Annotated in this window: 28 protein-coding genes; 3 read left to right on the top strand and 25 right to left on the bottom strand. The window is 66.5% G+C overall.

The genetic code is table 11. The features are described 5' to 3' along the window. Positions 1-350: 350 nt before the first annotated feature. The 22 genes from H7F35_RS01285 to H7F35_RS01180 form a co-directional block, all read right to left on the bottom strand. Entirely contained in the window at positions 351-1,865 is a 1,515-nt protein-coding gene (locus H7F35_RS01285; RefSeq protein WP_410010755.1) for a TolC family protein, read from the bottom strand. 77 nt (positions 1,866-1,942) lie between these two features. Further along, positions 1,943-2,359, bottom strand: coding sequence for a hypothetical protein (locus H7F35_RS01280; protein WP_187111188.1), 417 nt, complete (start codon positions 2,357-2,359; stop codon positions 1,943-1,945). Between the two features lie 24 nt (positions 2,360-2,383). Then, the gene (locus H7F35_RS01275) at positions 2,384-2,668 is read right to left on the bottom strand and encodes a hypothetical protein (protein ID WP_187111187.1); all 285 of its coding nucleotides are present in this window, start codon (positions 2,666-2,668) and stop codon (positions 2,384-2,386) included. Further along, positions 2,665-3,657: a glycerophosphodiester phosphodiesterase gene (locus H7F35_RS01270; protein WP_187111186.1), complete on the bottom strand. Its 993-nt coding sequence runs from the start codon at positions 3,655-3,657 to the stop codon at positions 2,665-2,667. Before H7F35_RS01270 ends, H7F35_RS01275 begins: the two co-directional genes overlap by 4 nt. Beyond that, positions 3,654-4,238: a DUF1439 domain-containing protein gene (locus tag H7F35_RS01265; protein WP_187111185.1), complete on the bottom strand. Its 585-nt coding sequence runs from the start codon at positions 4,236-4,238 to the stop codon at positions 3,654-3,656. Before H7F35_RS01265 ends, H7F35_RS01270 begins: the two co-directional genes overlap by 4 nt. A gap of 56 nt (positions 4,239-4,294) precedes the next feature. Further along, a complete protein-coding gene (locus tag H7F35_RS01260; protein WP_410010754.1) occupies positions 4,295-5,263 on the bottom strand; it encodes a succinylglutamate desuccinylase/aspartoacylase family protein in 969 nt (322 codons plus the stop codon). Between the two features lie 2 nt (positions 5,264-5,265). Further along, positions 5,266-6,246 carry a Bug family tripartite tricarboxylate transporter substrate binding protein gene (locus H7F35_RS01255; RefSeq protein ID WP_187111183.1) on the bottom strand — a complete coding sequence of 327 codons (981 nt, stop codon included), beginning with the start codon at positions 6,244-6,246 and terminating at the stop codon, positions 5,266-5,268. 92 nt (positions 6,247-6,338) lie between these two features. After that, entirely contained in the window at positions 6,339-7,232 is an 894-nt protein-coding gene (locus H7F35_RS01250; RefSeq protein ID WP_187111182.1) for a LysR family transcriptional regulator, read from the bottom strand. Between the two features lie 25 nt (positions 7,233-7,257). Beyond that, on the bottom strand, positions 7,258-8,961 hold the full coding sequence (locus H7F35_RS01245) for a M14 family zinc carboxypeptidase (protein ID WP_187111181.1): 1,704 nt from the start codon (positions 8,959-8,961) through the stop codon (positions 7,258-7,260). A gap of 20 nt (positions 8,962-8,981) precedes the next feature. Then, complete coding sequence (locus H7F35_RS01240) at positions 8,982-9,476, bottom strand: GNAT family N-acetyltransferase (RefSeq protein ID WP_187111180.1); 495 nt, start codon at positions 9,474-9,476, stop codon at positions 8,982-8,984. Positions 9,477-9,515: 39 nt separating this feature from the next. Continuing rightward, positions 9,516-10,013 (bottom strand): AAA family ATPase, encoded by a 498-nt coding sequence (locus tag H7F35_RS01235; protein ID WP_187111179.1) that lies wholly within the window; start codon positions 10,011-10,013, stop codon positions 9,516-9,518. A gap of 175 nt (positions 10,014-10,188) precedes the next feature. Next, on the bottom strand, positions 10,189-10,968 hold the full coding sequence (locus tag H7F35_RS01230; RefSeq protein ID WP_261803485.1) for an amino acid ABC transporter ATP-binding protein: 780 nt from the start codon (positions 10,966-10,968) through the stop codon (positions 10,189-10,191). Further along, on the bottom strand, positions 10,952-11,605 hold the full coding sequence (locus tag H7F35_RS01225; RefSeq protein ID WP_187111178.1) for an amino acid ABC transporter permease: 654 nt from the start codon (positions 11,603-11,605) through the stop codon (positions 10,952-10,954). Before H7F35_RS01225 ends, H7F35_RS01230 begins: the two co-directional genes overlap by 17 nt. A gap of 18 nt (positions 11,606-11,623) precedes the next feature. Further along, positions 11,624-12,286 carry an amino acid ABC transporter permease gene (locus tag H7F35_RS01220; RefSeq protein ID WP_187111177.1) on the bottom strand — a complete coding sequence of 221 codons (663 nt, stop codon included), beginning with the start codon at positions 12,284-12,286 and terminating at the stop codon, positions 11,624-11,626. Between the two features lie 15 nt (positions 12,287-12,301). Then, positions 12,302-13,102 carry a transporter substrate-binding domain-containing protein gene (locus tag H7F35_RS01215; protein WP_187111176.1) on the bottom strand — a complete coding sequence of 267 codons (801 nt, stop codon included), beginning with the start codon at positions 13,100-13,102 and terminating at the stop codon, positions 12,302-12,304. Then, positions 13,099-13,872 carry a GntR family transcriptional regulator gene (locus H7F35_RS01210; protein ID WP_187111175.1) on the bottom strand — a complete coding sequence of 258 codons (774 nt, stop codon included), beginning with the start codon at positions 13,870-13,872 and terminating at the stop codon, positions 13,099-13,101. Before H7F35_RS01210 ends, H7F35_RS01215 begins: the two co-directional genes overlap by 4 nt. A gap of 109 nt (positions 13,873-13,981) precedes the next feature. Then, a complete protein-coding gene (locus H7F35_RS01205) occupies positions 13,982-15,322 on the bottom strand; it encodes an MFS transporter (protein WP_187111174.1) in 1,341 nt (446 codons plus the stop codon). Between the two features lie 33 nt (positions 15,323-15,355). Further along, a complete protein-coding gene (locus H7F35_RS01200) occupies positions 15,356-16,429 on the bottom strand; it encodes a hypothetical protein (RefSeq protein ID WP_187111173.1) in 1,074 nt (357 codons plus the stop codon). A gap of 346 nt (positions 16,430-16,775) precedes the next feature. Then, positions 16,776-17,555, bottom strand: coding sequence for an SDR family NAD(P)-dependent oxidoreductase (locus H7F35_RS01195; protein ID WP_187111172.1), 780 nt, complete (start codon positions 17,553-17,555; stop codon positions 16,776-16,778). Then, on the bottom strand, positions 17,552-18,058 hold the full coding sequence (locus tag H7F35_RS01190; RefSeq protein ID WP_187111171.1) for an ester cyclase: 507 nt from the start codon (positions 18,056-18,058) through the stop codon (positions 17,552-17,554). The genes H7F35_RS01195 and H7F35_RS01190 overlap by 4 nt, the downstream gene beginning before the upstream one ends. 179 nt (positions 18,059-18,237) lie before the next feature. Further along, entirely contained in the window at positions 18,238-18,678 is a 441-nt protein-coding gene (locus H7F35_RS01185) for an OsmC family protein (protein ID WP_187111170.1), read from the bottom strand. 111 nt (positions 18,679-18,789) lie between these two features. Beyond that, positions 18,790-19,194 carry a CHRD domain-containing protein gene (locus tag H7F35_RS01180; RefSeq protein ID WP_187111169.1) on the bottom strand — a complete coding sequence of 135 codons (405 nt, stop codon included), beginning with the start codon at positions 19,192-19,194 and terminating at the stop codon, positions 18,790-18,792. 328 nt (positions 19,195-19,522) lie between these two features. On the opposite strand from H7F35_RS01180, the gene H7F35_RS01175 reads away from it, so the two are divergent. After that, entirely contained in the window at positions 19,523-21,223 is a 1,701-nt protein-coding gene (locus tag H7F35_RS01175; RefSeq protein ID WP_187111168.1) for a long-chain fatty acid--CoA ligase, read from the top strand. A gap of 24 nt (positions 21,224-21,247) precedes the next feature. Here H7F35_RS01175 and H7F35_RS01170 read toward each other — a convergent pair whose 3' ends face one another. After that, positions 21,248-21,727, bottom strand: a complete 480-nt coding sequence (locus tag H7F35_RS01170; RefSeq protein ID WP_187111167.1) for a tetratricopeptide repeat protein — start codon at positions 21,725-21,727, stop codon at positions 21,248-21,250. Positions 21,728-21,849: 122 nt separating this feature from the next. On the opposite strand from H7F35_RS01170, the gene H7F35_RS01165 reads away from it, so the two are divergent. Next, entirely contained in the window at positions 21,850-22,371 is a 522-nt protein-coding gene (locus tag H7F35_RS01165; RefSeq protein WP_187111166.1) for a thermonuclease family protein, read from the top strand. 25 nt (positions 22,372-22,396) lie between these two features. On the opposite strand, the gene H7F35_RS01160 is transcribed toward H7F35_RS01165, so the two are convergent. Continuing rightward, positions 22,397-23,275, bottom strand: coding sequence for a LysR family transcriptional regulator (locus tag H7F35_RS01160; protein ID WP_187111165.1), 879 nt, complete (start codon positions 23,273-23,275; stop codon positions 22,397-22,399). Between the two features lie 72 nt (positions 23,276-23,347). On the opposite strand from H7F35_RS01160, the gene H7F35_RS01155 reads away from it, so the two are divergent. Beyond that, entirely contained in the window at positions 23,348-24,751 is a 1,404-nt protein-coding gene (locus H7F35_RS01155; protein WP_261803484.1) for an MFS transporter, read from the top strand. Positions 24,752-24,833: 82 nt separating this feature from the next. On the opposite strand, the gene H7F35_RS01150 is transcribed toward H7F35_RS01155, so the two are convergent. Then, a complete protein-coding gene (locus H7F35_RS01150) occupies positions 24,834-26,180 on the bottom strand; it encodes an NAD(P)/FAD-dependent oxidoreductase (protein WP_187111164.1) in 1,347 nt (448 codons plus the stop codon). Positions 26,181-26,267: the final 87 nt, after the last annotated feature.

Genomic DNA, 26,267 nt, shown 5'->3' with positions numbered 1-26,267 from the left:
TGTTGCTGTGGCTCGGGTGTGGGTGCGGGTTCATTCGGGGCGAGTGCGAATGACACCAGGTGCTCCCCTCCGCGAATGTCCCCCGCTTCGCTCCTCCTTTATTTCGCTGCGGGGAGCTCCCGGCGTCATTCGCACATGGGCACGCTCTGATTGATCCTGCGATCAACGACCGCTCTGTCCAACGCTCGCGCCGATACGGGGCTCTTTTTCGCGAAATAAAGGAGGAGCGAAGCGGGGGACATTCGCGAAAAAGAGCACCGTGTCGGCGTGAGCGACGCCCTGAACGGCAGCGCTCAGAACAACGCACGCCAAACACAACAACGCGACGAACAGAAGAGCAAGCTGTCATCTCAGTGCCCCCCCGCCGCAGGTTCACCGGTCGCAGCCGTCTGCAGTGCCGTCATGCCACCGGGCGAGCTGCCCGTGAGCACCAGCTGCAGATCGGTGTCCGCCAGCCAGAAGTCGCGCTGCGCCTCGATGCCGGCGTTCACCACCAGCATGCTCGCGCGCGTTTCGCCCAGCAGCTCCCACACACTCGCGAGCATGCCGTTGTAGCGCAGCACCATCTCTTCGTTCACCTGCTTGCGCAGCGGCAACACCTCGTCGCGGTAGCGGCGGGCGATGGCGTAGGCGGTGTTCCAGCCCTGCCAGGCCTCGCGTGCCTCGCTCGCGGCCAGCACACCCACGTCGCGCACGCGTGCGGCCGACTGCAGGTACTGCGCCTCGGCGCGGCCGTTGCGCGCCTGGCCCCAGTCGAAGATCGGAATGGGCAGATCGAGCTCGAAGCCGCGCTTGGTCTTTTTCGTGCGGTCGGCGTCGTTGTCGAACGTGGTGTTGCGCACCACGCCCAGTTCCATTGCGTTGATCACGCTGGTGGCGTGCGTGAGGCCGAGCGAACCGGCGACCGCCGTGTTGTGCGACTGCGCCGAGCGCACATCGAGCCGGTCGCGCAGCGCCAGCGCCTGCACGTCGCCCAGCTCGGGCGCGGCTTGCGGCAGCGGCGGCAGGCGGTCGGGCAAGGTGTAGCTGATGCGTGTGCCGCTCAGGCCCATCAGGCGCGTGAGCTGTTCGCGGCTCGCGACGGCGGCCTGCTCGGCCCGCGCAAGCTGCGCGGCCGCGTCGGCCAGCAGCAGTTGTTCGCGCGTGCGTTGCAGGGCGCTCCAGTTGCCGGCTTTGGCCATGCGGTGTGCGAGTTCAGCGCCGGCTTCGGTGGCCTCCTTCGCATCACGCAGGTAGACCACGCTTTGTTGCGCCGCCACCGCGCGCACCCAGGCGCGGCGGGTGTCGGCGGCCAATATCAGCACGCTCTGCGCGGCCTGCAACTTGGCAGCCTCGTGCCGCTGGCCGGCCCAGCGGGCCTGCCACGGCAGCGTGATCAGGCCCACCACGTTGAAGCTGAGCATTCGCTCGAACTCGCGTTCGCTGCCCTGCGCCAGACGGCTGAAAGAGAGCACCGGGTTCGGCAGGCTCGCGGCCTGCACGCGGTCGGCGTCGCTCAGTTGCAGCGTGGCAAAGGCGTCCTGCACGCGCGGGCCGTTGACGAGCGCGATGCGCACGGCGGCTTCGGCGTCCAGTGGCTTGGCGAGCAGCGTATCGACGCTCTTTTGCGAAGCCTCGTCAGGCGTGCGCTGGGCCGTGGTGCCCGCCATCAGCGGGTTGCCGCTGACCAGCGCCTGCACGTCGGCGATGCCGCCGTCGGACGAGAGGCTGGCGCAGCCGGCCAGCGTCAACACGCCGGCCAGGGCAACGGCACTTCGGATGAATGAATGAGAGGCCATGCGTCCGCTGGGCGGGCGCAGATCGCCATGTGGTGTTGTCACATGGCTGGGGATGCCGGCAGCTTGCCAGCGAACAAAGGGGTTCACGCTCGATCTCCATGAGCAATTCGACGGACGCTGCGAGCCTGCAAAGGCTCACTGCGGACGGACTACGGGCAGGGAGATCAGGAAATGGGCGGCTTGAAGCCCAGGGCGGGCTCTGCGCTGACGAAGCGGCTCGCGTGTGCAGCGGGCGGCGCCTGGGGCGCACCGTGCACGATGTCGATGAGGGGCATGCCGCCGAGCGCCACCGTGTGGCAGACCTGGCAGGCGGTGCAGGTGTTGCAGCCTTGATGGTCTGCGCCGTTGTCGCTGCTGTTGTCGTGGGAGCCGGTGTGGTCGGCCATGTCCATGGCGCCGTTGCCGGCCTCCATGGCTTCATGGCAATGCGCTTCAGAGGCCATGGCGGCCGAAGAAGCCATCGACACGGCCACTGCTGCCGTGGGCAGCGAGTGCCGCACCATCTCGACCGCCATGGCGTCGCCGAGCCAGCCGCGAATGGGCAGCAGGACGATCATCAAGGCGAGCAGCAGGGTGCGCATGGGGCGCGATGATAAACCGGTGCCCTAAGACACCAGTTGGCCGCGGGCCTTGTCGGCCCACACCTGCAGGTTGTCGAGCAGGTCTTTCTGGCTGAAGGAACAGCTCTCTTCGCTGAAGAGCGCGCTCGATTCGAGCCGGTCCAGCAGGTTCAGCAGCACCTCGCCGTAACGCGGGGGCAGGGCGGCGAGCAGTTCGGTGCTGGTGCGGGCGTCGGTCGACAGCGTGGTGACCGAGCCGCCGCCGCCATTGCGCAATGCGCCCAGGCGCGCGGCGATGGCGTCGAGTTGCTGGTTGGCGTTGCCGCTCATGACGTGGCCTTTCCGGGTGGTGGCAGCGACAGGCCGCGCTCGCGTATCAGGTCGCGCAGCACGTCGGGGTAGTCGGTGATGAGGCCATCCGCGCCCCAGTCCATCAGGCGCAGCATGTCGGCGCGTTGGTTCACGGTCCAGGGCAGCACCTTCATGCCCAGGCGCTGCGCTTCCTTGATGACTGCGGGTGTCAGGTCGGCGTAGGCGGGCGACCAGATCACCGCGCCGGGCGTCGTGCCCGCCGCCGCCTTCACCATCTTCGGCACCGAGGCAAAGCCGGCGGCGTCGAGGCCGGCCGTCCAACGGCTGTCCTTGAGCGTGCGGGCCGTGCTGAGGTAGGCGCGCGGCAACTGCGGCGCGAGCTGGCCGACCAGCGCCAGCGTGCGCCAGTTGAAGCTCTGGATGGTCACGCGGTCGGCCATCTTGGCCTTGTCGATCTCGGCCAGCAGCGCGCGCACCATGGGCTCCGGTGCGGCGGTTTCATTCGGCTTGTTCGGATCGATCTTGGTCTCGATGTTGAAGCGCACCGTCGCTGCATTGGCGCCGCGCGCTTGCACTTGTGCGAACAGCGCGGCCAGCGTCGGAATGCGCTCGCCATCGCGCGGCTGCTGCAGCGCGAACTGCTTGCCGTAGTCGCTCGCGGGGTTGAGGCGACCCACGTCGTAGGTCTGCAGTTGCGCCAGCGTGAGCGAGCGGATCGCCGCGCCGCTCTTCGGCGCAAGCCAGGCACCGTTTGCGTCGCGCGTGTGGTCGGGGTTGAGCGAGGTGTCGTGCGAGATCACGACCACGCCGTCGGCCGTGAGCCCGATGTCGAGTTCGAGCGTGGTCACGCCGAGGTCGATGGCATTCGAGAAGGCGGCCAGCGTGTTTTCAGGGGCAAGGCCGCGTCCGCCACGGTGCGCTTCGAGGTCGAAGTGCTGCTTGGCCGTGGGCATGACGGCTGTGCAGCCGGAGAGCGTCAGGGCGACGGCAAGAAGGGCGTGTTTCATTTGAGTTGGACTTTGATCCCACTGTCTAACACGGTGATGTCGCCGATCTCGTAGGTCTTGCGGCCGACCGTGAGTTCATCGGCCGTGAAGCTGCGCAGCACCTGGCCTTGCAGCAGTTCCTGAGCGACCACGCCGCCGACCTTCTGCAGCCGCTGCGCATCGCGGCCTTCCACGCCCTGCAGCTCGAGCTTTTCCGCCTTGGGGTGATCGAGCCGCAGCGCACGGGTGGCGGCGTCGTACCTGAGCGCGCTGCTGACCGACACGACCCCCTGGACTGGCGAGGCCGCCAGCAGGGGGCTCGCAATGGTCAGCGTGGCAGTGATGGTCGCGCGGTTGGTTTGCGCATCGAGCGCCAGTTGCGGATCGCGCAGCCCGACCATGAAGATCTCGGCATAGCGCTCGGCCACCGGAAAGCGCTTGGCGATCTGCGTCTGCAGCTCGTCGCGGGTCGCGGTGTACTCGTTGGTGAAGAAATTGAAGCCGGCCAGCGCCGCGAACGGCGCCTGAAGGGCCGCGGCGCCCAGCAGCGCGCGCAGCAACCGACGGCGGGAGGTGGTGGGGGACGGGGTGCGGAGGTTCATACCGTCCCGAGCTTGCCACAGCCGCAAAGGTTCCCGCCAGCCGTCCCGACGTTGTTTCAGAGCAGCCGGCGGCGGGCGTAGCGCACGACAGTCACGCCGGGCTTGGCCTGGCGCGTCGAGGGCATCACGAGCACGCAGTCGTCATAAGGCGTGACCACGGGCTCGCCCTCGTTCCAGCCGATCACGGTGCCCGCGCGCTCGATCACTTCCAGGCCGGTGAAGGGCTGCGCAAAGCGGAAGTCTTCGCCGCGCGCGACCACCGGGCCGGTCACGTCCAGCGCCCACTGGCGCGGCGCGTCGGGCTGCAGCCAGCCGGGCAGTTGCTGCGCGATGGCGTCGTCGTCCAGCGTGCCGGCGGCGCGCAGGAAGCGCGCGCACTGGTCCTGCGCCACGGTGCGGCTGGCCGGATCGCCGTGGAAACCGCATTCGACCAGCAGCGCCAGTGCATCGCTCTGCGCGTCGGCATCGGGCGCCCCGAAGCGGCCGAAGTCGCGCATGCGCACGCCGTCCTTGTGGCCTGCGTCGATGACCACGTGCTCCGGGCTGCGCATCGCCTGCGCCAGCACCAGGTTGCGCGGCTGGATGCCGGTGAGCGTCAGCGGCGCCGAGGGCTCGTGCATCGAATGCAGGTCGAGCAGCCAGTCGGCCTGCGTCACATAGGGCTGCAGCGCGGCGGCGCGGCGCCGCTCCCGCGTGCCACCGGCCTCGATGCGCTCGGGCAACCACTGGCGGTTGAGGTCTTCGTCGACGAAGCGCGAGGCATCGTGATCGGCCGCATCGAAGGTGTCGAAGGCTTCCAGGTTGCAGAACGCCAGCGTGAGCCGGCCGCTTTGTGGTCGCACGCCGGCTTCCAGCAGGCCCTTGAGCGCCCAGGCGCCGCACACTTCGTTGCCGTGCACGAGCGCGCTGATCATCACGTGCCGGCCGGGCGCTTCGGCCTCGAAATGCCAGACGCCTTCGACGCCGGTGTTGCCGGCGCGCCAGGCAGAAAGGTCGGGGGCGGGGAGTTGAAACAACGTGGACAAGCTCATTCCTTGATGTTGGCGAATTGGACGATGGTCTTGTACTTGGCGGTTTCGGTGACGATGAACTTGTCGATGTCCACGTTCGTCGTCGGGACGACCGAGCTGGTGGCCTCCATCTTCTTGCGGAAGTCGGGCGACTGCAGCGTCTCGCTCAGTGCCTTCTTCAGCCGGCTCAATACCGGCTCCGGCAACTTCGCCGGCCCCATCAGCGCGAACCACACGCCGATGTCCAGGCTCTTGAGGCTCGGGCTTTCGCTGAGCGCGGGCAGGTCGGGCGTGATGGCCGAGCGCTTGGCCTCGGTGGTGCCGAGCGCCACCATCTTGCCGCTGCGGATGTAGGGCAGGGCGCTGGAGAGAACGAACACGCCGAAGTCGATGTTGCCGCCCAGCAGGTCGTTGGTGAGCGGTGCCACGCCGCGGTAGGGCACGTGCGTCATGAAGACGCCGCCCTGCTGCTTGACCATTTCTCCGGCCAGGTGCAGCGAGGTGCCGACGCCGGAGCTGCCGTAGCTGTACTTGCCGGGGTTCTTCTTCAGCAGCGCGAGGAATTCGCCGGTGTTCTTCACGCCGACGCCCGGCGCCGCCACCAGCACCAGCGGCTGGGAGGCGATCAGGCCGATGGGCGTGAAGTCCTTCGCCTCGTACTTCACGTTGCTGTTGACCAGCTTGTTGATGGCGATTTCGTTGCTGGCACCGGCAAGCAGCGTGTAGCCGTCGGGTGCCGCATTGGCGACCTTCTGCGCGCCGATGGCGCCGCCGGCACCGCCCAGGTTGTCGATGATCACCGGCACGCCCAGGCGATGCGACAGCTCGACGCCGAGCGCGCGCGCGGTGAGGTCGGTCGAGCCACCCGGCGGATAGGCCACCACCAGCGTGATGGGTTTGTTCGGATAAGCCTGCGCGTTGGCCGGGCCGGCTGCGGCCCAGGCAAGGGCGCAGAGGGTCACGGCGAGACAGGAAGAGAAAGTACGGGAAAGACGCATCGTTGCCTCGGGGTTGTAGTAATTCCGAGGATTCTGCGGAGCCGGCCCCTCTTGCGCGGTGCCGTGCTGGCACGAAGTCGTGCTGATTGGGCTCAGCGTGGCGTCATGGCACGCCACACATCCTCGGCCAGCGGGCTCAGGCGGCGCTTCGGCCGATACAGCCTGACTTCGAAGCGCACTTCCATGCGCCGCCCGCCCACTTGCACCAGCCGGCCCGATTTGCAATCGCCCTGCACCATCGACCAGGGCAGCCACGCCACGCCCAGCCCCCTGAGCACGTATTCATAGAGCGCATCGGCCGAATCGCATTCGATGCGACGCTTCAGGCCCGGCGCTTGCGGGTTGTTGGCGAGCAGGTCTTCCACCATGCGACCCATGGCGAGCGTGCGGACATACGACAGGAAGGGCACTTCATCCGCGCCGTCGAAGCTGTGCACCGCGCGGCCCTGCGCGTCGGCGCGCGACACCGGTACGAGCTTGTCGGAAGCCACCGTCACATGGGCGAACTGCCGCCCGTCGAGCCTGAAGGTGAGCGCGGCGTGGTGAAAGATCAGCGAGAAGTCGACCTCGTTGTGTTCCAGCATCCGCACCGTTTCTGCCAGCGCGCCCGTCAGCACGCGCACCTCGCCCTGGCCCAGCACGGGCTGCAGCCGTACCAGCCAGTCGGCCATCACCGTGCGTGCCAGCGTGCGGCCGGTGACCACCGTGACCGTGCGGGCCTGCCGGCCGGCCACGTTGTGCACCTCTTCGCGCGAACCCTCGACGCTGCGCACCATCTGGCTGGCGTTGTCCAGGAAGCTCTCGCCCGCCGCCGTCAACACGACCGGCGAGCTGCCGCGCACGATCAGCGTCGTGCCTGCCCACGATTCGAGCGCGCGGATGCGCCGCCCGAAGGCCGGATGCGTGACGTGCCGAAGCTCGGCCGCGCGCGTGAAGCTGCGCGTCTGTGCCAGCGCGATGAAGTCTTCCATCCACTTGAATTGCATGGTGTGGCGTGGTTGGCTGGTTGCGCTAGTTCAGGCCGGCTACCGGGTAGCGTCGCCACCCGGCTTCCGCATGGCGCCGGCCGTGCGCAAAGATGTAGCCCAGAACGGCTTGCGGGTCGGGGAGCTTGTCGGGGTTGTCCTGCTTCCATTGCTCGAAGCCGGCCTTCAGCAGCGGTTCGTCTTCCAGCATCTGGCGAGCCGTGTCCTCGAAGACATAGTCCGAGAAGGTCTCCTTCTTCTCCAGCACGCTGTTGAAGAAACCCCAGCGAAAGAAGCTGTCGTGGGCTTCAGGCTCCAGTGTCTCGACGACATAGCGGGCCTGGGCCTGGTCTAGCGGAATCCGCACGTCGCCGGCGCGGGCGTGCACGGTTTCGGTCCGGGCAACGAGCACCACTTCGTCGTGGAACATGTGGCCTTCGTACGGACCCGCCCGCGAGACCACGCGCTCGATGCCATACACCCGGGCGGAGGGAAAAACCTGGTCTTGCGCCAGACGCTGCATCGTCACGCCATTCCATTGCAGGCGCTCGATCACCTCGCGCCAGGCCTGGGGAATGAGGTAGGCCTTGGGCGCAGTGGTCGCGGCGTCTTCTACATAGCGATTGAAGTAGGGGATGTCTTTTTCCCACGGCTGGCTGCGGTCATAGGACAGGCGCTGGTAAGTGCCAAGGCTGCTGGGCGTGTGCACCGCCCGATACCCCTTGAAGCGCAGGTTGGCCGGCCGGCTGCGGTCGGATCGCCACAAGAGCGGCCAGTGCGCTTGCTGCGCGGCGCTGGCCTTGGCCTCGCGCCGCAGGCCCTGAATCTGCGCCGCATGCGCGACGCTGAACCCCAGCACCACCTCGACCAGCGCGCGCATGGCCACCACGCGATCGGCGTAGGGCTTGAGCATGTGGGTCTCGGGCATGAAGCCGATGGTGTGGTGCAGGGTCGCGTAGCCGGTGGAAAAGCGCGGCAGGTCGAGAAAGTCGGCAATACCATCGTCCGGCGTCTCGGCCACGCAGTTCACGTAGGGGCAGGTAGGCCATCCGCGCTGGTCCATGCCGCTGTAGATCGCCGGCAGCATGCGCTCGCGCAGGAACTGCCCGAGCCCTGCGCCCAGCTTGTCGGGCTGGGTCGGAATCAGCGTCATGGTGCAGGCGTAGTCGGCGCCGTTGGAGGTGTGGGTGTCGACCATCACGTCCGGGTCCCACGCGGTGAAGAACTGGTTGAACACCTGCGCGGCGAGGCTGTCGCACTTGATGAAGTCGCGATTCAGGTCCAGGTGCCGCCCGTTGCCGCGAAAGCCGAAGGACTCCGGCCCCTGCTGGTTCACGCGGGAGGTGCTCTGGCGGTTGAGGCAGCCGTCCACGTTGTAGACCGGGATGAACAGGAAGACCGTGTCGCCCAGCGCCGTGAGGCGATCCGGTTGAATGCAGAAATCGCGCACCAGCGCCATGCAGGCATCGATCCCCTCGGGCTCGCCGGGGTGGATGCCGTTGTTGTTGAAGAACACGGGCCGGCGCTGGTGTTGCAGCGTCTCGCGATCGAACTGCGCATCGGCCGTCACCACGCCGGCATGGAGCGGAATGCCGTTGTCTGACATGCCGATCTGCATCCATCGCAGCACCGAGGGAAAGTGCTCGGCCAGCCGTTCGTAGAAGACGATGCACTCGGCCCAGGTGGTGGTCTGGTTGTGGTTGCCGGCTTCGTACGGCGTGAGGTAGGCGATGTCTTGCGTGGCAGTCATGGGCAGACGCTCCGTTCGGGTTATTGATGGCGTTCCAGCGGAAGTTCGTAGCGCGCAAAGGACGTGGCCCCTTTGCTGATCTCGCTGTGCAGCGAAAACCCGAAGCGCTCGTAGAGCGTGCGCAGCGGTGCGCGGTCCGCCACGCAGTCGAGCCGCAGATGCTGAAGGCCCAGGCTCGACGCACGCTCACGCGCGAAAGTCAGCAATGCAGTCGACACGCCGTGCCCGGCCCAGCGCCGGCCAACCGCCAGCTTGTGGACGAACGCCGAACTGCCGCTCTCGATCTCGGGCCAGAAGTAAGGGTCTTCCAGGTCGAATCGCATCACGCCCGCCGTCTCTCCGTTTTTCCGGGCGATGAAGTAGCGCCCTGCGTCGGTGTCGCGCTGCACGCGTTCAAGACTGGTGTCCGCAGCCGACCACAACGGCCGGCCTTCAGTGGCCAGCCATTGGGCGGCTTCGGTCAGGACGGCCGCAACGGTGAGTGCTTCAGTGGGGAGGGCTTGTTCGATCTGCATGGGGCGCAAGCATAAGCATGCGCCGCGCATCGGTTTGACCTACGCGTGGCGGACCACGTGAAACCCTTCGTTTTCCGACGGCGCCGCGAAGTGGCTCGTGATCAGGTCGAACTGTGCATCTGTCGTCTCGAACGGGTGTTCTCCGCTCGCGTTGCGCGCGCGCAGGCGCTGCTTGCAGACCTCGTCGGGCACATCCAGAAAGTGAAGCTGGTGTGCTGCGCCTGCCGCCTCGAAGATGCTGCGCGCCCAGGCCCTGTTGCTCACCGTGTTGGCCGGAAAGTCGAACACCACCGAAACACCCGCGGCCAGCAGCGACGAGACGTGACCCGCCATCGCCTGTTTCAGCCGCCCCGAGGCACGCACGTAGTCGGGCAGCTCGCGGATCTCGCCCGGATACAGCGCATCGAGCCAGGTGTCTTCGCTGATGAGCACGGTGGCGGGCTCCAGCGCGAGGCGCCGGGTGAGCGTCGATTTGCCGGCGCCGATCTTGCCGCAGACCATGTGCAGCGTGGCGGACGTTGATGGGGTCAATTTCATTTCTCCTGTGACTTCGGAACAAGACCCCAGGAGACAAAAAACCCGCCTCATGGGGCGGGTCGTGTGGCGTGAACTTCTTCGGATCGCGCGCTAACCCACCATCTTTGCGATGGTGCGAATAATCGACGCGATCTGGAGGCAGGCCATGGGCCGAGGATAGCGCAGGTCGCCGCCCTCAGTCATGCAGCGACGACAGGAACTGCTTCAGCTCTGCTGTCTGCGGGTTGCCGAACATCTCCGCCGGCGGCCCCATCTCGTGCACGCGGCCCTGGTGCATGAAGATCACGCGGTCGCTGACCTTGCGCGCGAAGCTCATCTCGTGTGTGACCATCAGCAGCGTCATGCCCTCGTCGGCCAGCGACTCCACCACGCGCAGCACTTCGCCCACCAGTTCGGGGTCGAGCGCCGAGGTGATCTCGTCGCACAGCAGCACCGCGGGCTCCATCGCCAGCGCACGCGCAATCGCCACGCGCTGCTGCTGGCCGCCGGACAGTTGCTCGGGCATGGCGTCGAACTTCTCCGCCAGCCCCACGCGCTGGAGCAGTTTGCGCGCCTGCGAGGCGGCTTCCATCGACGAGCGCTTCTTCACCAGCGTGGGCGCGAGCATCACGTTCTTGCCGACCGTGAGATGCGGGAACAGGTTGAAGCTCTGGAAGATCATGCCCACGCGCTGGCGCAGCTCGCGCATGGCCATGGCGCTCTCGTGCAGCAGCGGCTTGCTGTCGACGGTGAGCGAGCCTTCCTGGAACACTTCCAGTCCGTTGATGCAGCGCAGCAGCGTGCTCTTGCCCGAGCCGCTCTTGCCGATGATGGCGATGACCTCGCCGCGCTTCACGTCCAGGTCGATGCCCTTGAGCACTTCGTTGGTGCCGTAGGACTTGCGCAGCGCCGTGATGCGCACGATGGGCGCGGCGAAGGTAGCGGGTTCCGGTTGTTTTTCAAGCACGGCGGCCATGGGTCTTCCTCTCGAGGTTCTTGGCGTACAGGCTCACGGGGAAGCACAGCACGAAGTAAAGCAGGGCCACGCAACTGAACACCACGAAGGGCTTGAAGGTGGCGTTCGAAATCATGCTGCCGGCCTTGGTGAGTTCGACGAACCCGATCACCGAAGCCAGCGCCGTGCCCTTGATGACCTGCACCAGAAAACCGACCGTGGGCGCGATCGCGATCTTCACGGCCTGCGGCAGGATCACATGGCGCATCTGCTCGCCGAAGCTCAGGGCCAGGCTGCCAGAGGCTTCCCACTGGCCCTTCGGAATCGAGGCGACGCAGCCGCGCCAGATTTCGGTGAGAAAGGCGCTGGTGTAGAGCGTGAGCGCCACGCTGGCGGCCGTCCACGCCGACACGTCGATGCCGAACAGCGCAATGCCGAAGTAGGCAAGAAAGAGCTGCATCAGCAACGGTGTGCCCTGGAAGAGCTGCACGTAGAGGCCGACGGCCTTGTTCGCGATCTTGCCGCCGCGCATGCGCAAGAACAGCAGCAGCGCCCCCACGATGCCACCGCCGACAAAGGCGATGAGCGAGAGCACGACGGTCCAGCGCAGCGCCATCAGCAGGTTGCGCAGGATGTCCCAGAGAGAAAAATCGGTCATGACGACGGGCTCCTGCGTTCAGCGGCCGAAGAAGAATTTCGGCCCCGCCCAGTCGAGCAGCCGCCGCAGCGCCACCGACAGCGCCAGGTAGATCAGCGTGGCGACGATGAAGGCCTCGAAGGCGCGGAAGTTGCGGCTCTGGATCAGGTTGGCGGCGTAGCTCAGCTCTTCGGTCGATATCTGGCCGCACACCGCCGAGCCCAGCATCACGATGATGATCTGGCTCACCATCGCGGGCCATACCTTCTTGAGCGCTGGGGGCAGCACCACGCGCAAAAAGACCTGGGCCTTGCTGAGCGCCAGGCTCACAGCCGCCTCGATCTGCCCCTTGGGCGTGGCCTCGATGCCGGCGCGGATGATTTCGGTGGAGTAGGCGCCCAGGTTCATCACCATCGCGATCACCGACGCCACTTCGGGCGAGAGCTTCACGCCCGCCGCCGGCAGGCCGAAGAAGATGAAGAACAACTGCACGATGAAGGGCGTGTTGCGGATCAGCTCCACGTACGTGCCCACGATGAGCCGCAGCCAGCGCGGCCCGCCCGAGCGGGCCCACGCGCAGAAAGTGCCCACGATCATGCCCAGCACCGTGCCCACGGCCGTGAGGCCGATGGTCCACGCCACGCCGCGCAGCAGCAGCGGCCATTCGGCGAGCACCGCTCCGAAATCGAACTCGATGTTCATGGCCGCGTCGGTCGTTTAAACGGGCAGGTCGCCGGCCGGACGGCCGAGCCACTTCTTGGACATGGCATCGATCGTGCCGTCCTTGCGCGCGGCGGCGATGATCTCGTTGACCTTGGCCTTGAGCTTGTCTTCGCCCTTGGCGATGCCGACGAAGCAGGGGCTGTCTTTCAGCAGCAGCTTGTATTCGGCATTGAGCTGCGGGTTCTTCACCATCATGTCGCCCGCCACGGCGGCGCTGGCGGCCAGCGTCTGCGTCTGGCCCGAGACGAAGGCGGCAATGGTGGCGTTGTTGTCCTCGAAGCGTTTGAAGTCCACGCTGGTGGGCGCGACCTTGGCGAGTTCCTGGTCTTCCATCGCGCCGCGCGTCACGGCCACGCTCTTGCCGCCCATGTCGGCGAAGGTCTTGATGCTCAGGCTCTTGGCCGCGAACACGGCCTGGAAGAAGGGCGCGTAGGCCGAAGAGAAGTCGATCACCTTCTCGCGCTCGGGGTTCTTGCCGAGCGTGGAGATCACGAGGTCGGCCTTGCGCGTCTGGAGGTACGGGATGCGGTTGGCGCTGGTCACGGGCACCAGCTCGATCTTCACGCCGAGCTTGGCGGCGATCAGCTCGGCCATCTCGACGTCCAGGCCCTGGGGCTTCATGTTCTTGTCGACCGAACCGTACGGCGGGTAGTCGGTCGGCACCGCGATCTTGATGGTCTTGGCCTTGAGCACGTTGTCCAGGGCGTTCTGGGCCTGGGCGGCACCGGCGGCCGCCAGCATGGCGACGGACACCAGCGCGAGCGAGAGGTGGCGTTTGGAGGAAGAGAAGTTCATAGCAGGGCTCCTAGGTAAGTCGAAGAATCTGTGGTGTCGTCGGGGGAGGGCGCGGCGGCCTTGCGACGCCTGGGTTTGGCAGGGGCGACGGCGTTGGTGTTGTGAAGCGGTGCCAGCGCGTCGCGCAGTTGCGCGAGCGGATCGCTGGGCGCCTGCACGCGCAGCGCCGATTGCACCGTGCCGATGTGCTCGGCCATCAGCGCCTCGGCGACGGCGTGGTCGCCACGCTCCAGCGCCGCAACGATCTGCACGTGGTCTTCGCACGACTGCACGGCGTCGTGCGTGGATTGGTAGAGCATGGCGATCAGCGTGGTGCGCGCCGTGAAGTCGCGCAGCGTGTCGGCCAGCAGCGTGTTGCCCAGGCATTCGGCCAGGCACACGTGGAAATCGCCCAGCAGAAAGCTGCGGTTACCGACGTCGCTTTCTTTCAGTGCAGCTTTTTCACGCTGCAGGTGCGCCTTCAGTTGGCGCAGCGCGGCCTTGTCGATGCGGCCGGTGCTGCGGATCAGGCCCAGCTCGATCACGCGACGCGCCTCGAAGGCTTCGCGCGCCTCGTCCTGCGAAGGCTCGATGACGAACCAGCCACGCCGTGCGCTCACCGTGACGATGCCGCGCGCCGCCAGCCGGGTGAGGGCTTCGCGCACGATGGTGCGGCTGCAGTCGAACAGCATGGCCAGCTGCTGCTCGCCCAGGCGCGAACCGGGTGCGAGCTTCTGCGCCATCACCGCTTCGACGATGCGTGCACTGATTTCGGATGCGGAAATGGCCATAGGCCTGCATATCAGCAGCTTCTGTGCCAACTGGTATGCAAGGCGTGTGCACCGAAATGGGCCTCGGCCGGTGCCCGCACCCGCCGTTCCGGGGCGCGGCTGGTGCGCGCTACCGCTTGCCGAGCGCGCTGCGCGGTAGCGCCAGCAGCATGAGCAGCGCCGACAGCACCAGCGCACCGCTCAGGATGTACAGGCTCGCCGTGAACCCGCCCGTCGCGGTCTTGAGGGCGCCGACCATCATCGGCGCCACCAGCCCCGCGCTGCCGCCGATGGTGCTGATGAGCGCGATGCCCGCGGCCGCTGCGCGCCTGGACATGAAGCTGCCGGGAATCGACCAGAGCACAGTGAACGCGCTCGAAATTCCCATTGCCGCCAACGCCAGGCACAGCACGGCGGCGAAGGGGTTGTGCATGAACATCGTGGTCAGCGCCAGGCCGGCCGCGCCCACGAGCGCACCCAGCGCGAAGTGCCAGCGCCGTTCCTTGTGCCGGTCGGAATGCCGCCCGACGACGATGTTGGCCGCGATGCCCGCAACCGCGGGAATGACCGAATAGAAACCGATCTGCAGCACGCTCAGCCCCATCGATTTCAGGATCGTGGGCTGCCAGAAAGACAGCGCGTAGATGCCCAGGATGATCAGGAAAGACATGAAGCCGATGAGCCACACGCGCCCATCGCGCATCGCCGCTCCAAAGGTGTGGCGCTCGGCAGCGCCGTGCACGGCCTGGTCTTCGGCCAGCAGATGCGCCACGCGCTCTTTCTCGGGCGCGGAAAGCCACGGTGCCTGCGCCGGGTTGTTCGACAGGTAGCGGAAGGCCGCGATGCCCAGCAACACGCTCGGCAGGCCTTCGAGCAAGAACAGCCACTGCCAACCCCGCAGCGCCAGCACGCCATCGAGGTAGGTCATGGTGAGCCCGGCGATCGGCCCCGCCACGATGGGCGCCGCGCCGAAGGCCATGAAGAACAGCGCGGTGGCCTGCGCCCGGCGGTGCGACGGGAACCAGAGCGTCAGGTAGAACAGCACGCCGGGCGCGAAGCCTGCCTCGAACACGCCGATCAGGAAGCGCAGCACATAGAACTGCGTGGGCGTGGTGGCGAACACCATCGCCGCCGACGCCAGCCCCCACAGGCCCATGATGCGCAGCAAGGTGGCGCGCACGCCGATCTTCGCGAGCATCAGGTTGCTCGGAATCTCGAACACCGCATAGCCGATGAAGAAGATGCCCGCGCCCAGTCCGAACACCGCATCGCTGAAGCCCAGCTGGTCTTTCATCTGCAACTGCGCATAGCCGACGTTGGTGCGGTCCAGATAGTTCAGCACGTAGCAGGCGCACAGCAGCGGCATCAGGCGCCAGGTGATCTTGCGGAACAGGGCAGCGTCGTCGCGCGCGCTGGCATCGGCAGACGCGGGCGTGCGCGCATCGGCGGCATCGAGGGTGGCGGTGTTCATCGTATGTCTCTCTTTGTTTTTTTCGACGGTGCGTCAGGCGCGCACCGGGGTGCCGAAGCTCGTTTCGCCCCAAAGGTAGCTGGCCGGCGCGCCCGGAAACAGCCAGTGCGGCGAGCATTCGGCCGACGGCACGACGTTGCTGAAGCCGTGCAGGGACGAAGTACCGGCCAGCGTTTTCTCCAGCACCATCGACAGGTACTGGTCGTTGCTGCTCTCTTGCGTGTTGCCGTTGAGAATCACCTCCGCGCCCGTGGCCTGTGCATAGCGGCGGATGCCGTTGTGGCGCGACTGCAGCGGTGCCCAACTGTCGGCCGCCACGCCGTTCTCGCTGCTCACGCGCAGGCCGTCGTCGGTGCGGTAGACCAGCGAATGGTTGCCTTCGGTATGGCCTGGTGTGTGAACCAGTGCGAGGCCGTGGCCCAGCTGGATGCTGCCGTCGAAGGCGACGATGCGCGTGGCGGGTATGTCGTCCAGCCCATGCGGGCAATACCACTCGGCCTGCACCGGCAGCAGGCCGTGCACGTTCGCGAGTTCCTGGCGATGCACCAGCAGCCTGGCGTTCGGCAGCAGCCCCGGCGCATCCGCGCTGCCGAGCCAGCGGCGCACGTCCTGTGTGTGCAGGTGGTCGTAGGTGATGTAGTCGATCTGCGCGGGCGACACGCCGCAGCTTTGCAGCGCCTGCAGCACGGTCTGGTAGACCGGTGCGATGGCCTTGTGCAGGAACTTCGGCGTCTGGTCGCTCAGGCGCTTGAAGTAGGGCGTTGCGTTGCCCGCCTCGAAATCGGCAGGCGTGAAGAGCAGGGTGCGCAGCCGGCCTTCGAAGTCGTCGTACTGGACCAGCGTGGTGCGTGCGAGCAGGTGGACCATGTGCGGCTTGAGCAACTGCTGCGAGTACACGCCGGTGAAGGCGAACCATGCGGGATACGGAATGCGCAGCAGGTTGAAGCTGCGTGCAAAGCGCACGGGCGGCCCGGCGAGCAGTTGTTCGCGCAGGGCTTCGGCGCCGTGGCGGATGGCGCGCAGGCGGTCTTGCGGCATGGCGGCGTTGCGTGCGCCGTCGAATTGTGTGAGCTGTGCGAAGCCGGTCGGTTCGGGGTCTCGGGTCATGTGCGTCTCCTGGAGATGAAAACTTGCTTTTCGATTCGTCGTGTTTGTGTGGGTTGAGCGCTGCTGCTGCTGTTCAGGGCGACGCTCACGCCGACACGGTGCTCTTTTTCGCGAATGTCCCCCGCTTCGCTCCTCCTTTATTTCGCGAAAAAGAGCCCCGTATCGACGTGAGCGCTCAGAGCGGTCGTTGATCGACGATCACCAGCAGCCTGCCCATGTGCGAATGACGCCAGGTGCTCCCCGCAGCGAAATAAAGGAGGAGCGAAGCGGGGGACATTCGCGGAGGGGAGCACCTGGCGTCATTCGCACCCGCCCCGAATGAACCCGTACCAGTACAGAGAAAAACTCAATACATCGAACGCCCACCAGAAATATCGAACACCGCCCCAGTACTGAAAGAGCAGTCGTCCGACGCCAGCCAGGCTGCCATCGCAGCCACTTCGTCGACCTCGACAAAGCGCCCCATCGGCACACGCGCAAGCAGGGCGCTGCGCAGTTGCTCGCGGTGCTCGGCAGGAACGCCTGCGAACACTGCGGTGTCAGCCGCCGATGGCGTGATGCAGTTCACAAGCACGCCGGACGCGGCCAGCTCCTTGCCCAGCGATTTGGTCAGCGCGATCAACCCCGCCTTGGAGGCCGAGTACGCGGCGTTGAAGCCATTGCCTTCCTTGCCCGCGACCGAGGCGATGTTGACGATGCGCCCGCGTTGCTGCTGCGCCAGCATCACCGGCACGACCGCGCGGCAGCACAGCCACGCGCCCGTGAGGTTGATGTCGAGCACCTGGCGCCATTGCGCGGGCGTGTGCTCCCAGGCGGTCACCGTCGGCCCGAGCACGCCCGCGTTGTTGACGAGGATGTCGATGCGGCCGAAGTTCTCCTGTGCCTGCGAGGCCCCGCGGGCAACCTGGTCTTCGTCGCGCACATCGACCAGCGCCGAGATTGCCGTGCCGAGCGGTGCAAGCTGTTGCACCGCATCGGCCAGCGCTGCGGCTTCCACGTCCCACAGCGCGACGCTCGCGCCGGCCGCGAGATACCGCCGCGCGATGGCCAGGCCGATGCCGCGTGCACCGCCAGTCACGATCGCATGGCGGCCTTCGAGGGGCCGGCCGTGTGCGATCGTGGTCATGCAGCAGCGGTCTCTGGCTTGGGCGCCGCCGCCGGCTGGCTGAGCAGCCCGGCGACCAGTGGGCCCACTGCCTCTGCCGGCACGCCCACCAGCAGTTGCCGCAGCATCGTCAGCGTGTCGAAATACACCCGTTCGCAAACCAGCCTGTCGCCCTCGAAGATGAAGAAGGCGTTCATGCGGCAGCGGAAGCTGTTGCCCGTCGGTGGCAGTCCCTTGAGCGGACCACGGTGCGTGCCGAGCAGCCAGAACTCGACGATCACCGAATCGTCGGCATGCCGAAGCTGGATGATCTCGTGCCGCTGGTCGGGGAAGGCGCGGCGCGTGTCGGTGTAGTACTGGCGCACATCGGCGATGCCGTCGTGCACCTCGCCGCTCGGAATCAACTCGTAGTGCGGATGCGGGAAGGTGCCGAGCACGGCGTCGAAATCCTGCCGGGTCTCGTCGGCGAAATGGTCGAGGACGAGGCGCTCGCGGCGGGCTTGAAGTTCGGTCTGTTCTTTCATCGGGGGTGCTCCATGTGACAGGGGACATCGGGTCGCCGCGAATGCGTCGACCCGGGTTGCCTGCGTACTATCGGCACCCCCTTGCAGCAAGACTGTCCGTTGTTGGCAATCGCCACCCCGGACAAACCCCCGATGCCATGCACCCGGGCTGCTCGACCGCGAGCAGCCAGTGCGGGCGATCAGCCGGCCAGCGTGGCCTTCAGCGTGATCTCGGGCACGCTCGCCAGCGCTTTCGACAGCGGGCAACCGGCCTTGGCGGCGGCTGCGATCTGCTGGAACTTCGCCTCGTCGAGGTTCGGCACGCTCGCATCAAGCTCCAGCGCGATGCGGTCGATCTTGAAGCCGTCACCATCCCTGGCCAGCCGCACGGCCGCCCGGGTGTCGATCTTCGTGGCGGCCAGGCCTTCTTTTTCGAGCGCGAATGCAAAGGCCATCGTGAAGCAGGCCGCATGGGCCGCGCCGACGATTTCCTCGGGGTTGGTGCCGCGCTTGTCGTCCTCGAAACGGCTCGCGAAGCCGTAGGGGTAGTCCTTGAGGGCGCCGGTCTCGGTGCTGACCTGGCCTTTGCCGGTCTTGCCGGCACCTTCCCAGTGAACGCTTGCGTGCTTGTCTGCGGCCATGGAGTTTCCTTTTTGAAAAACCGCAGGTATCGCTCCGAAAATCGCGCCTGTCTGTAGTCGCAGGGCGCATCGCGCGCGGCGGTGCCGCCAGCGCCGCGCCCCTGGCCGATGTCAGCCGCCGTGCACGCCGGCAGTGCTGCGCTTCATCTGTCCCCGGACTTCGCCTGCCGGCCAATCGCGGGTCGATACGCTGACGTACCAGAGGCCGGCCATGAGGTCGTCCATCTGGGCCTGCGTCAACGTGCTCGTCCCGGTCAGCTCGTAGCCGGCGTCGGGGCCCGTGTTGTGTTGCACGCCTTCGCTGTGCGGCGGCAACCGGACCACCAGCGGACCGTTGCTGCCCTTGGCGGCAGGGCCATAAACGCCCGCGAGCGTGGCCGGCCCGCTCAGGCGCGCGTAGTTCACGCGCCACGTGAAGCGGCCGGTGGCCAGCGTCAGTGTTCCGAACATCGAGCCGCCGCCTTTGCCGGCGTGGGGCGGGACCACGTCTTCGGTGCCGAGCGAGCAGTCGGCCATGAACCACGTCGGCGGCTCCTTGGGCTGCGAGTCCGCCGGCGGGTCCTGCGGTCCGAACCGGGAGGCCAGCGCGCAGCCCGACGCGGCCAGCGCGGCACCGAAGAGGATGAATCGTCGTCGGAGTGCTTTTCGGATGGGCTCGAGCATGACAAACAGGACCAGGCTGCGGGCGCGCGGCCCGGGGTCTGCACGATAGCCGATGCCTGGCGTACGAAAAATGGGCGTCGCCAAGGTGACGCCCCGGGGGCTTCCCCGATGGGAGCGGGGCCCCGGGCGGCTTACGCTGGTGCGCCGCCAATTTTTCTCTTTTCCCCCGCCTGTTCTCACCATGCAACAACGCCCGCATTACAAGTTCTGGCCCAAACGCCTGCCGCATTCGATCACCGTGCCTGCCACCTCGATGTGGCACAACCTGGCTACATCGGCCGCGCGCTACCCGGACAAGGCCGCGCTGGTGTTCTTTGGCCGCGTGGTCAGCTACCGCGATTTCGCTGCCCAGGCCGAGCGCCTGGCCGGCACGCTGCAGGCGCTGGGCGTGAAGCGCGGCGACCGCGTGATCCTGAACATGCAGAACTGCCCGCAACTGGTGATCGCGCATTTCGCGATCCTGCGGGCCAATGCCGTGGTGGTGCCGGTCAACCCGATGAATCGGGCCGAGGAGCTGAAGCACTACATCACCGACCCCGACGCCCGGGTGGCCCTGACCACCGGCGACCTGGCCGGCGAACTCGCCAAGGCCAGCGACGCCTTGCCGGCCAGCCAGCAGCTCACGCACATGATCGTGACCCAGTTCACCGACGCCTTCGACGCCGGCGTGACCGGCGACGACGCGCCGGCACCCGCGTGGAACGACTGGCTCACCAAGCGCCATCCGCTGCCGGCCCTGGCCGACGGCCAGGTGATCGCCTGGACCGACGCGCTGGCCGCCGGCCATGCGCCGCCCGAGCACGTGGTGGGCACCAACGACATGGCGCTGCTGCCCTACACCAGCGGCACCACCGGTCTGCCCAAGGGCTGCGTGCACCACCATTCGAGCCTGATGCACAACGCCGTGGCCGGCCAGCTCTGGGGCCAGGCGACATCGGAGGCGGTGGTGCTGGCCGTGGTGCCCATGTTCCACATCACGGGCGTGGTGAGCATGATGCACACCTCGATCCTTGCGGCGGCCACGCTGGTCATCATGCCGCGCTGGGACCGCGACGTGGCGGGCCGGCTGATCTCGCGCTGGAAGGTCACGAGCTGGACCAATATTCCGACCATGGTGATCGACCTCATGGCCAGCCCCAATTTTGCGAGCTACGACCTGTCGAGCATGACCCACATCGGCGGTGGCGGTGCGGCCATGCCGCAGGCCGTGGCACAGCGCCTGTTCGAGCAGTACGGCCTGAAGTACCAGGAGGGCTACGGCCTCACCGAGACCGCCGCGCCTTCGCACACCAACCCTTCGGACAACCCCAAGCAGCAGTGCCTGGGCATTCCGTTCATGAGCACCGACGCGCGCGTGGTCGACCCCGATACGTTGAAGGAACTCCCGGTCGGTGAATCGGGCGAAATCATCATCCACGGCCCCGAGGTGTTCCAGGGCTACTGGAAGCGCCCCGACGCGACCGCCGCCGCCTTCGTCGAGTTCGAGGGCAAGCGCTTCTTCCGCTCGGGCGACATGGGCCGCATGGACGAGGACGGCTACTTCTTCATCACCGACCGCCTCAAGCGGATGATCAACGCGAGCGGCTTCAAGGTGTGGCCGGCCGAGGTCGAGCTGCTGATGTTCCGCCACCCCGCGATCCAGGAGGCCTGCGTCATCTCGACCAAGGACGACTACCGCGGCGAATCGGTCAAGGCCGTGGTGGTGCTGCGCGCCACGCACAAGGACACCACTGAGCAGCAGATCATCGACTGGTGCCGCGAGAACATGGCGGTCTACAAGATCCCGCGCAAGGTGCAGTTTGTCGATGCGTTGCCCAAGAGCGGCAGCGGCAAGGTGATGTGGCGGCTACTGCAGGAAGACGAGAACGGGGCGAAGAAGTAGGCCGCGGAAGATCGCCGGGAAAATTCACTTTCGTCCCAGCGACTTCAGCAGCCTCCCGGCTTCTTTCTTTCCGTCCGCGCTGACGCCGGGCGAGGCCACTGCCTGGGTCAGGTAGTGAACGACCTTGTGGTCGTTCCGGTTCGGGCCTTCCCAGAGAAAGAGCCGCCCCAGTTCCAGCGCCGCGTCGCCATCGCCCTGGGCGAAAGCGCGCTCGAACCAGAACCGGGCCCAGCGAAAGTTGCCTTCGTCCCGGTAGCAGATGGCCAGGTTGGCGCAGCCCGCAACGTCGCCCGCCTTGGCGGCCTTGCGATACCAGTCGCGCGCAGCCGCGGCGTTTTTCTTCACGCCGATGCCGTGGTCGAGGAAATAGCCGACGCTGTTCAGCGCGTGGGTCTCGCCTGCTGCCGCGGCCTTGAGGAAGAGTGACAGCGCCTTCTTGTGCGCGCCCGCATCCCATGCGTTGTTCGCTTCGAGGAACCAGTCGTCCTGAGTGGGTTCTTGCATGGTGCTTGCTCTCCTTCGACGCGCTGCTCAAAAGAAAAAGTCTGTGTACCGATCCGTTCAGGCGCGTGGATCACTTAGCCTCGATCGGCCCAGCCATTCTGCCTACCTCCCGTTTCTTCTTCATGCTCTTGCGCGCGCCGCTGCTTTTCAGCCTTCTTGTCTTTTCTTCCTTCCTGGCCCAAGCGGCTCCCCGAACCTGCCTCGTCGTCGGCATCAGCGACGGCGACACGCTCACCGCGCGGTGCGGCCGCATCGGCGCCTACGAGCGCGTCAAGGTGCGCATTGCCGCCATCGATGCGCCCGAAAAAGCACAGCCTTACGGCCAGCGCAGCAAGCAGGCACTGAGCGACATGTGCTTTCGCGAGAACGCGCGCATCACCGAGATCGACACCGACCGCTACGGCCGCACGGTGGCCGACGTGAGCTGCAACGGCGAGGACGCCGGCAGCCGCATGGTGTCCCAAGGCTGGGCCTGGGTCTACGACTACAACCGGCTGGCCACCAAGCGCGGTGGCGGGCTGTTCAAGCTGCAGGACAGCGCGCGGGCCAAGCGCCTGGGCCTGTGGGCCGACGCGAAGCCGACACCGCCCTGGGACTGGCGCAAGCGCCAGCGCGAGCAGCCGCATTGGGGCGGGTTCTTCTGAGCGGCTGGGCGCACGCCGTCCCGGCCTACCTTGTCTTGTCCAAGGCGAGAGCCTTTTGCGAGGCGACGACCTCGATCAGAAAATCCATTACCGCGCGCATTGGAGCCGCACGTCGCAGGTCGCGATGCACCACCAACCAGATGTCGCGTGAAAAGCTCTCGCCTTCGTGCTTCAGGCGCAGCAGCACGGGATCGGTATCGGCGAGGAAGCACGGCAGCCCTGCGACGCCGGCCCCCGCGCGTGCGGCGGCCAGGTGGCCGCTGATGTCGCTGAGTTCGCAACTCACTGGCCGGTGGCCAGCGATTCCCAGAAGCCAGTGTTGCTGCGGCATGTCGGCGAACTGTGCGTCATAGGCAATGAACGTCCAGTCCTGCGGGCGGCGCAGCGGCGCATAGTCGCGACTTGCATACAGCGCAAAGGGCATGCACCCCAGCTTGCGCACGACACTGCCTGCTTCCTTGGGGCGTACCAACCGCAGTGCGATATCGGCTTCCCTGTGGCTCAGCGAAACCTGATGGGCCTGTGCCGATATGGAAAGCTGGATACCAGGATGGGCGACACGGAAGTCGGCCAGCTTGCCGGCCAACAGGTGCGTTGCCAGGATCGGCGGCGCACTGAGCGTCACTTTGCCATTCAGGGGATGCCGGCTCGCCTGGGTTCGTCGCTCGATGGCATAAGCGCCTTCCTCCATGGCCAGCGCTTGTTCAAAGACTTGTTGGCCCATCGGGGTCAACTGGCAGGCGCGCGGCAAGCGCTGGACCAATGAGGCCTGCAACTCGCTTTCAAATGCGGCCAGCCGCCGACTGACCGTTGCATGGTCTACCTGCAGTGCACGGGCGGCGCCGGATAAGGTTCCGGCACGGGCCACTGCCAGGAAATGGCGAAGATTTTCCCAGTCGAACATCTGTGCATTTTCTCCAGTATGACTGGAGCTTATACAGAATTTACGCGGACAGCCTGTCGACCTAGCATCGAAGTGAATCAGCTTTTTTGGATCATTTTGAAGCCCTCAATTTCTGTTCGCCATCCTCGTGCCACGCTGGTCGCTGCCGCACTCGGATTCGTCGTCGTCCTGTTGGATGTCAGTGTTGTCAACGTTGCCCTTGAGGCCCTCCGCCAGGAGTTCGGTGCTGACGTGTCAGGACTGCAGTGGGTGCTCAACGCCTACACGCTGGTTTTCGCAGCGTTGCTCCTAACCAGTGGTGCACTGGGCGACCGCTTTGGCGCTCGGCGGGTTTTCATATTCGGCTTTGTCCTGTTCACGCTGGCATCGGGAGCCTGCGGTCTGGCCCCAAACCTGTCGGCACTGGTGGCTGCACGAGTGATCCAGGGTCTGGGCGCGGCGCTGCTGGTGCCCAATTCCCTTTCCATGTTGCAGCAGGCTTTCCCTGATCGGGAGCAGCGCAGCCGCGCGGTCGGTTGGTGGGGCGCCATCGGCGGTATTTCCTTGGCTGCGGGGCCGGTGTTGGGCGGGTTGCTGATCACGCACACCGGCTGGCGCAGCATTTTCCTGATCAATCTGCCTGTGGGTTTGATCGGACTGTTCCTTGCCTTGCGTCATACCGCGCCGGGGAGCGCTGGTCATCGCCGCAACCTCGATCTTCCCGGTCAGGTGGCGATCATCTCGGCACTGGCTGCTCTCACGGTGGCTCTGACCGAGGCCGGTCGCCTGGGCTGGCAGCATCCGTGGGTCCAGGGTGGCCTCCTGCTGGCACTGGTCGCGGCCATCAGCTTCGTGCGCATCGAGTTGCGCAGCCAGGCGCCGATGCTGCCCCTCGGGCTCTTTCGCATCCCTACTTTCACCGTGGCTTCACTGGCCGGCGTTGTCGTGAACTTTGCCTATTACGGGCTGATCTTTGTCTTCAGCCTGTTCTTCCAGATTGAGCAGCAGCTTTCGCCTCAGCAGGCAGGCCTGGCGTTCCTGCCCATGACGATCGTGCTGATGGCGGTGAACGTCATCGCCGGACGTTTGATCACGCGCATGGGCGCCAGGCGCCTGATGGTTCTGGGGCTGGCACTTGCGGCTTGCGGCTATCTGATGCTGCTGCCGGTCAGCATCGACGGCTCCTATTGGATGCTGGTCGTTCCGATGCTCTTGGCGGCCAGCGGTGTCGCCCTGACCGTGCCTACGATGACCAACGCCACGCTGTCATCGGTTGACGCCTCGCGTGCCGGTATCGCCTCGGGTGTCCTCAACTCGGCGCGCCAGATCGGAGGCATGTTGGGCGTGGCCGTGTTTGGCTATCTGGTCCGCGACACTGCGCCAGAGCCGTTCATGCGCGGCATGCATTGGTCGCTCGGTATATCGGTTGCGCTGCTGCTGGCGGGAAGCCTGATGTGCCTCTTCGGAATTCAGAAGGATCGGACACAACCTGCATGAGGAGGTCGTCGGCGAGCGCATGCCGTCCCGCAGGCCCAGGACGTTCTCAGGAGACGGTCCACCAGAACGACGACATGACGGGCTACGACTCGCTCTTGCCCTGCACGTCCGCCACCACGCGCGCATTGCGCTGGAAGCTCCAGTAGGCGCCGGCCCAGTCCATCATCACGACGATGCGATTGCGAAAACCGATCAGGAAGTACGCGTGCGCGAACAGCCAGAACAGCCACGCGAGCCGGCCGCTGAAGCGCAGCGGGCCGAAGGGCGTGCCCAGGTCCACCACCGCCGAGTTGCGGCCGATGGTGGCCAGGTTGCCGTAGTCCGCGTAGCGGAACGGCACCGTGGGCTGGCCCGCGATGCGGCGCAGGATGTTCGCGGCTGCGGCGCGCCCCATCTGCTTGGCGCCGGGTGACACGCCGGGCACCGGCTTCGGCGGCTTGCCGGGCGCGTGGCTCATGGCGGCGGCGAGGTCGCCCACCACGCTGATTTCAGGGTGGCCCGCCAGGCTCAGGTCGGGCTCGACCTTGATGCGGCCTGCGCGGTCGCATTCGACGCCGGTTGCGCTGCCGAGCATGCGCCCCAGCGGAGAGGCCGCGACGCCGGCCGCCCAGACCACGCAACTGCTATCGATTCGGTAGCTCGCGATGGCCGCGCCATCGGCGCCACCGCCGGTCTGCACTTCGAGCCCGGTGGCGTCGATGGCGGTGACGCGCGCATTCAGCCGCACTTCGACGCCCAGTTTTTCCAGTTGCTCCAGCGCCTTCTGGCTCAGCGATTCGGGCATGGCCTGCAGCACGCGCGGGCCGCCTTCGACCAGCAGCACCTGCGCACTCGACGGATCGATGTGGCGGAATTCGCCCGAGAGCGTGTGCTTGGCGATCTCGGCCAGCGTGCCGGCCATTTCGACGCCTGTGGGGCCGGCGCCGATCACCACGAAGGTGAGCAGGGCGCGGCGATGTTCCAGGTCGGCGGTGATTTCGGCCGCCTCGAAGGACAGCAGCACGCGGCGGCGGATCTCGAAGGCATCGGCCAGCGTCTTCAGGCCCGGCGCAACGGGCGCCCATTCGTCGTGCCCGAAGTAGCTGTGCGTGGCGCCGGCAGCCACGATCAGGTGGTCGTAGGGCACGTGGTCGCCGTGGGCCAGTTGCACCGAGCGCGTGGCCGGGTCGATGGCGCTCACTTCGCCCAGCAGCGTGGTGATGCGCGGCTGCTTGCGGAACAGCGAACGCACCGGCGCCGCGATCGACGGGGCGGCAAGCCCGGCGGTCGCCACCTGGTAGAGCAGGGGCTGAAACAGATGGTGGTTGGTCTTGTCGATCACCGTGACATCGACGTCGGCGCCCTGCAGCTTGCGCGCCGCTTCGAGTCCGCCAAATCCGCAGCCGACGATGACGACACGTGGCCTGTCCGAAGGGTTGGTCGTTTGCATCCGACGGATGATACGCAGGCGTTTTGCACGCCCTCGAATCTTGTGCCACAGTGGCTGCCCGCCGAATTTTTGGCGGCGGGCCCGCGG

Origin of the sequence: Variovorax sp. PAMC26660, assembly GCF_014302995.1 — a bacterium.
Classification (GTDB): Bacteria; Pseudomonadota; Gammaproteobacteria; order Burkholderiales; family Burkholderiaceae_C; genus Variovorax.
The sequence above is the reverse complement of the archived record's forward strand: the minus strand, read 5'-3'. Positions and strand labels throughout refer to the sequence as shown.

Coding starts and splice junctions, on each gene's coding strand:
- H7F35_RS01280 (WP_187111188.1), bottom strand. CDS start 2,359: ATGCGCACCCTGCTGCTCGCCTTGATGATCGTCCTGCTGCCCATTCGC.
- H7F35_RS01275 (WP_187111187.1), bottom strand. CDS start 2,668: ATGAGCGGCAACGCCAACCAGCAACTCGACGCCATCGCCGCGCGCCTG.
- H7F35_RS01270 (WP_187111186.1), bottom strand. CDS start 3,657: ATGAAACACGCCCTTCTTGCCGTCGCCCTGACGCTCTCCGGCTGCACA.
- H7F35_RS01265 (WP_187111185.1), bottom strand. CDS start 4,238: ATGAACCTCCGCACCCCGTCCCCCACCACCTCCCGCCGTCGGTTGCTG.
- H7F35_RS01255 (WP_187111183.1), bottom strand. CDS start 6,246: ATGCGTCTTTCCCGTACTTTCTCTTCCTGTCTCGCCGTGACCCTCTGC.
- H7F35_RS01250 (WP_187111182.1), bottom strand. CDS start 7,232: ATGCAATTCAAGTGGATGGAAGACTTCATCGCGCTGGCACAGACGCGC.
- H7F35_RS01245 (WP_187111181.1), bottom strand. CDS start 8,961: ATGACTGCCACGCAAGACATCGCCTACCTCACGCCGTACGAAGCCGGC.
- H7F35_RS01240 (WP_187111180.1), bottom strand. CDS start 9,476: ATGCAGATCGAACAAGCCCTCCCCACTGAAGCACTCACCGTTGCGGCC.
- H7F35_RS01235 (WP_187111179.1), bottom strand. CDS start 10,013: ATGAAATTGACCCCATCAACGTCCGCCACGCTGCACATGGTCTGCGGC.
- H7F35_RS01230 (WP_261803485.1), bottom strand. CDS start 10,968: ATGGCCGCCGTGCTTGAAAAACAACCGGAACCCGCTACCTTCGCCGCG.
- H7F35_RS01225 (WP_187111178.1), bottom strand. CDS start 11,605: ATGACCGATTTTTCTCTCTGGGACATCCTGCGCAACCTGCTGATGGCG.
- H7F35_RS01220 (WP_187111177.1), bottom strand. CDS start 12,286: ATGAACATCGAGTTCGATTTCGGAGCGGTGCTCGCCGAATGGCCGCTG.
- H7F35_RS01215 (WP_187111176.1), bottom strand. CDS start 13,102: ATGAACTTCTCTTCCTCCAAACGCCACCTCTCGCTCGCGCTGGTGTCC.
- H7F35_RS01210 (WP_187111175.1), bottom strand. CDS start 13,872: ATGGCCATTTCCGCATCCGAAATCAGTGCACGCATCGTCGAAGCGGTG.
- H7F35_RS01205 (WP_187111174.1), bottom strand. CDS start 15,322: ATGAACACCGCCACCCTCGATGCCGCCGATGCGCGCACGCCCGCGTCT.
- H7F35_RS01200 (WP_187111173.1), bottom strand. CDS start 16,429: ATGACCCGAGACCCCGAACCGACCGGCTTCGCACAGCTCACACAATTC.
- H7F35_RS01195 (WP_187111172.1), bottom strand. CDS start 17,555: ATGACCACGATCGCACACGGCCGGCCCCTCGAAGGCCGCCATGCGATC.
- H7F35_RS01190 (WP_187111171.1), bottom strand. CDS start 18,058: ATGAAAGAACAGACCGAACTTCAAGCCCGCCGCGAGCGCCTCGTCCTC.
- H7F35_RS01185 (WP_187111170.1), bottom strand. CDS start 18,678: ATGGCCGCAGACAAGCACGCAAGCGTTCACTGGGAAGGTGCCGGCAAG.
- H7F35_RS01180 (WP_187111169.1), bottom strand. CDS start 19,194: ATGGCCGACTGCTCGCTCGGCACCGAAGACGTGGTCCCGCCCCACGCC.
- H7F35_RS01175 (WP_187111168.1), top strand. CDS start 19,523: ATGCAACAACGCCCGCATTACAAGTTCTGGCCCAAACGCCTGCCGCAT.
- H7F35_RS01170 (WP_187111167.1), bottom strand. CDS start 21,727: ATGCAAGAACCCACTCAGGACGACTGGTTCCTCGAAGCGAACAACGCA.
- H7F35_RS01165 (WP_187111166.1), top strand. CDS start 21,850: ATGCTCTTGCGCGCGCCGCTGCTTTTCAGCCTTCTTGTCTTTTCTTCC.
- H7F35_RS01160 (WP_187111165.1), bottom strand. CDS start 23,275: ATGTTCGACTGGGAAAATCTTCGCCATTTCCTGGCAGTGGCCCGTGCC.
- H7F35_RS01150 (WP_187111164.1), bottom strand. CDS start 26,180: ATGCAAACGACCAACCCTTCGGACAGGCCACGTGTCGTCATCGTCGGC.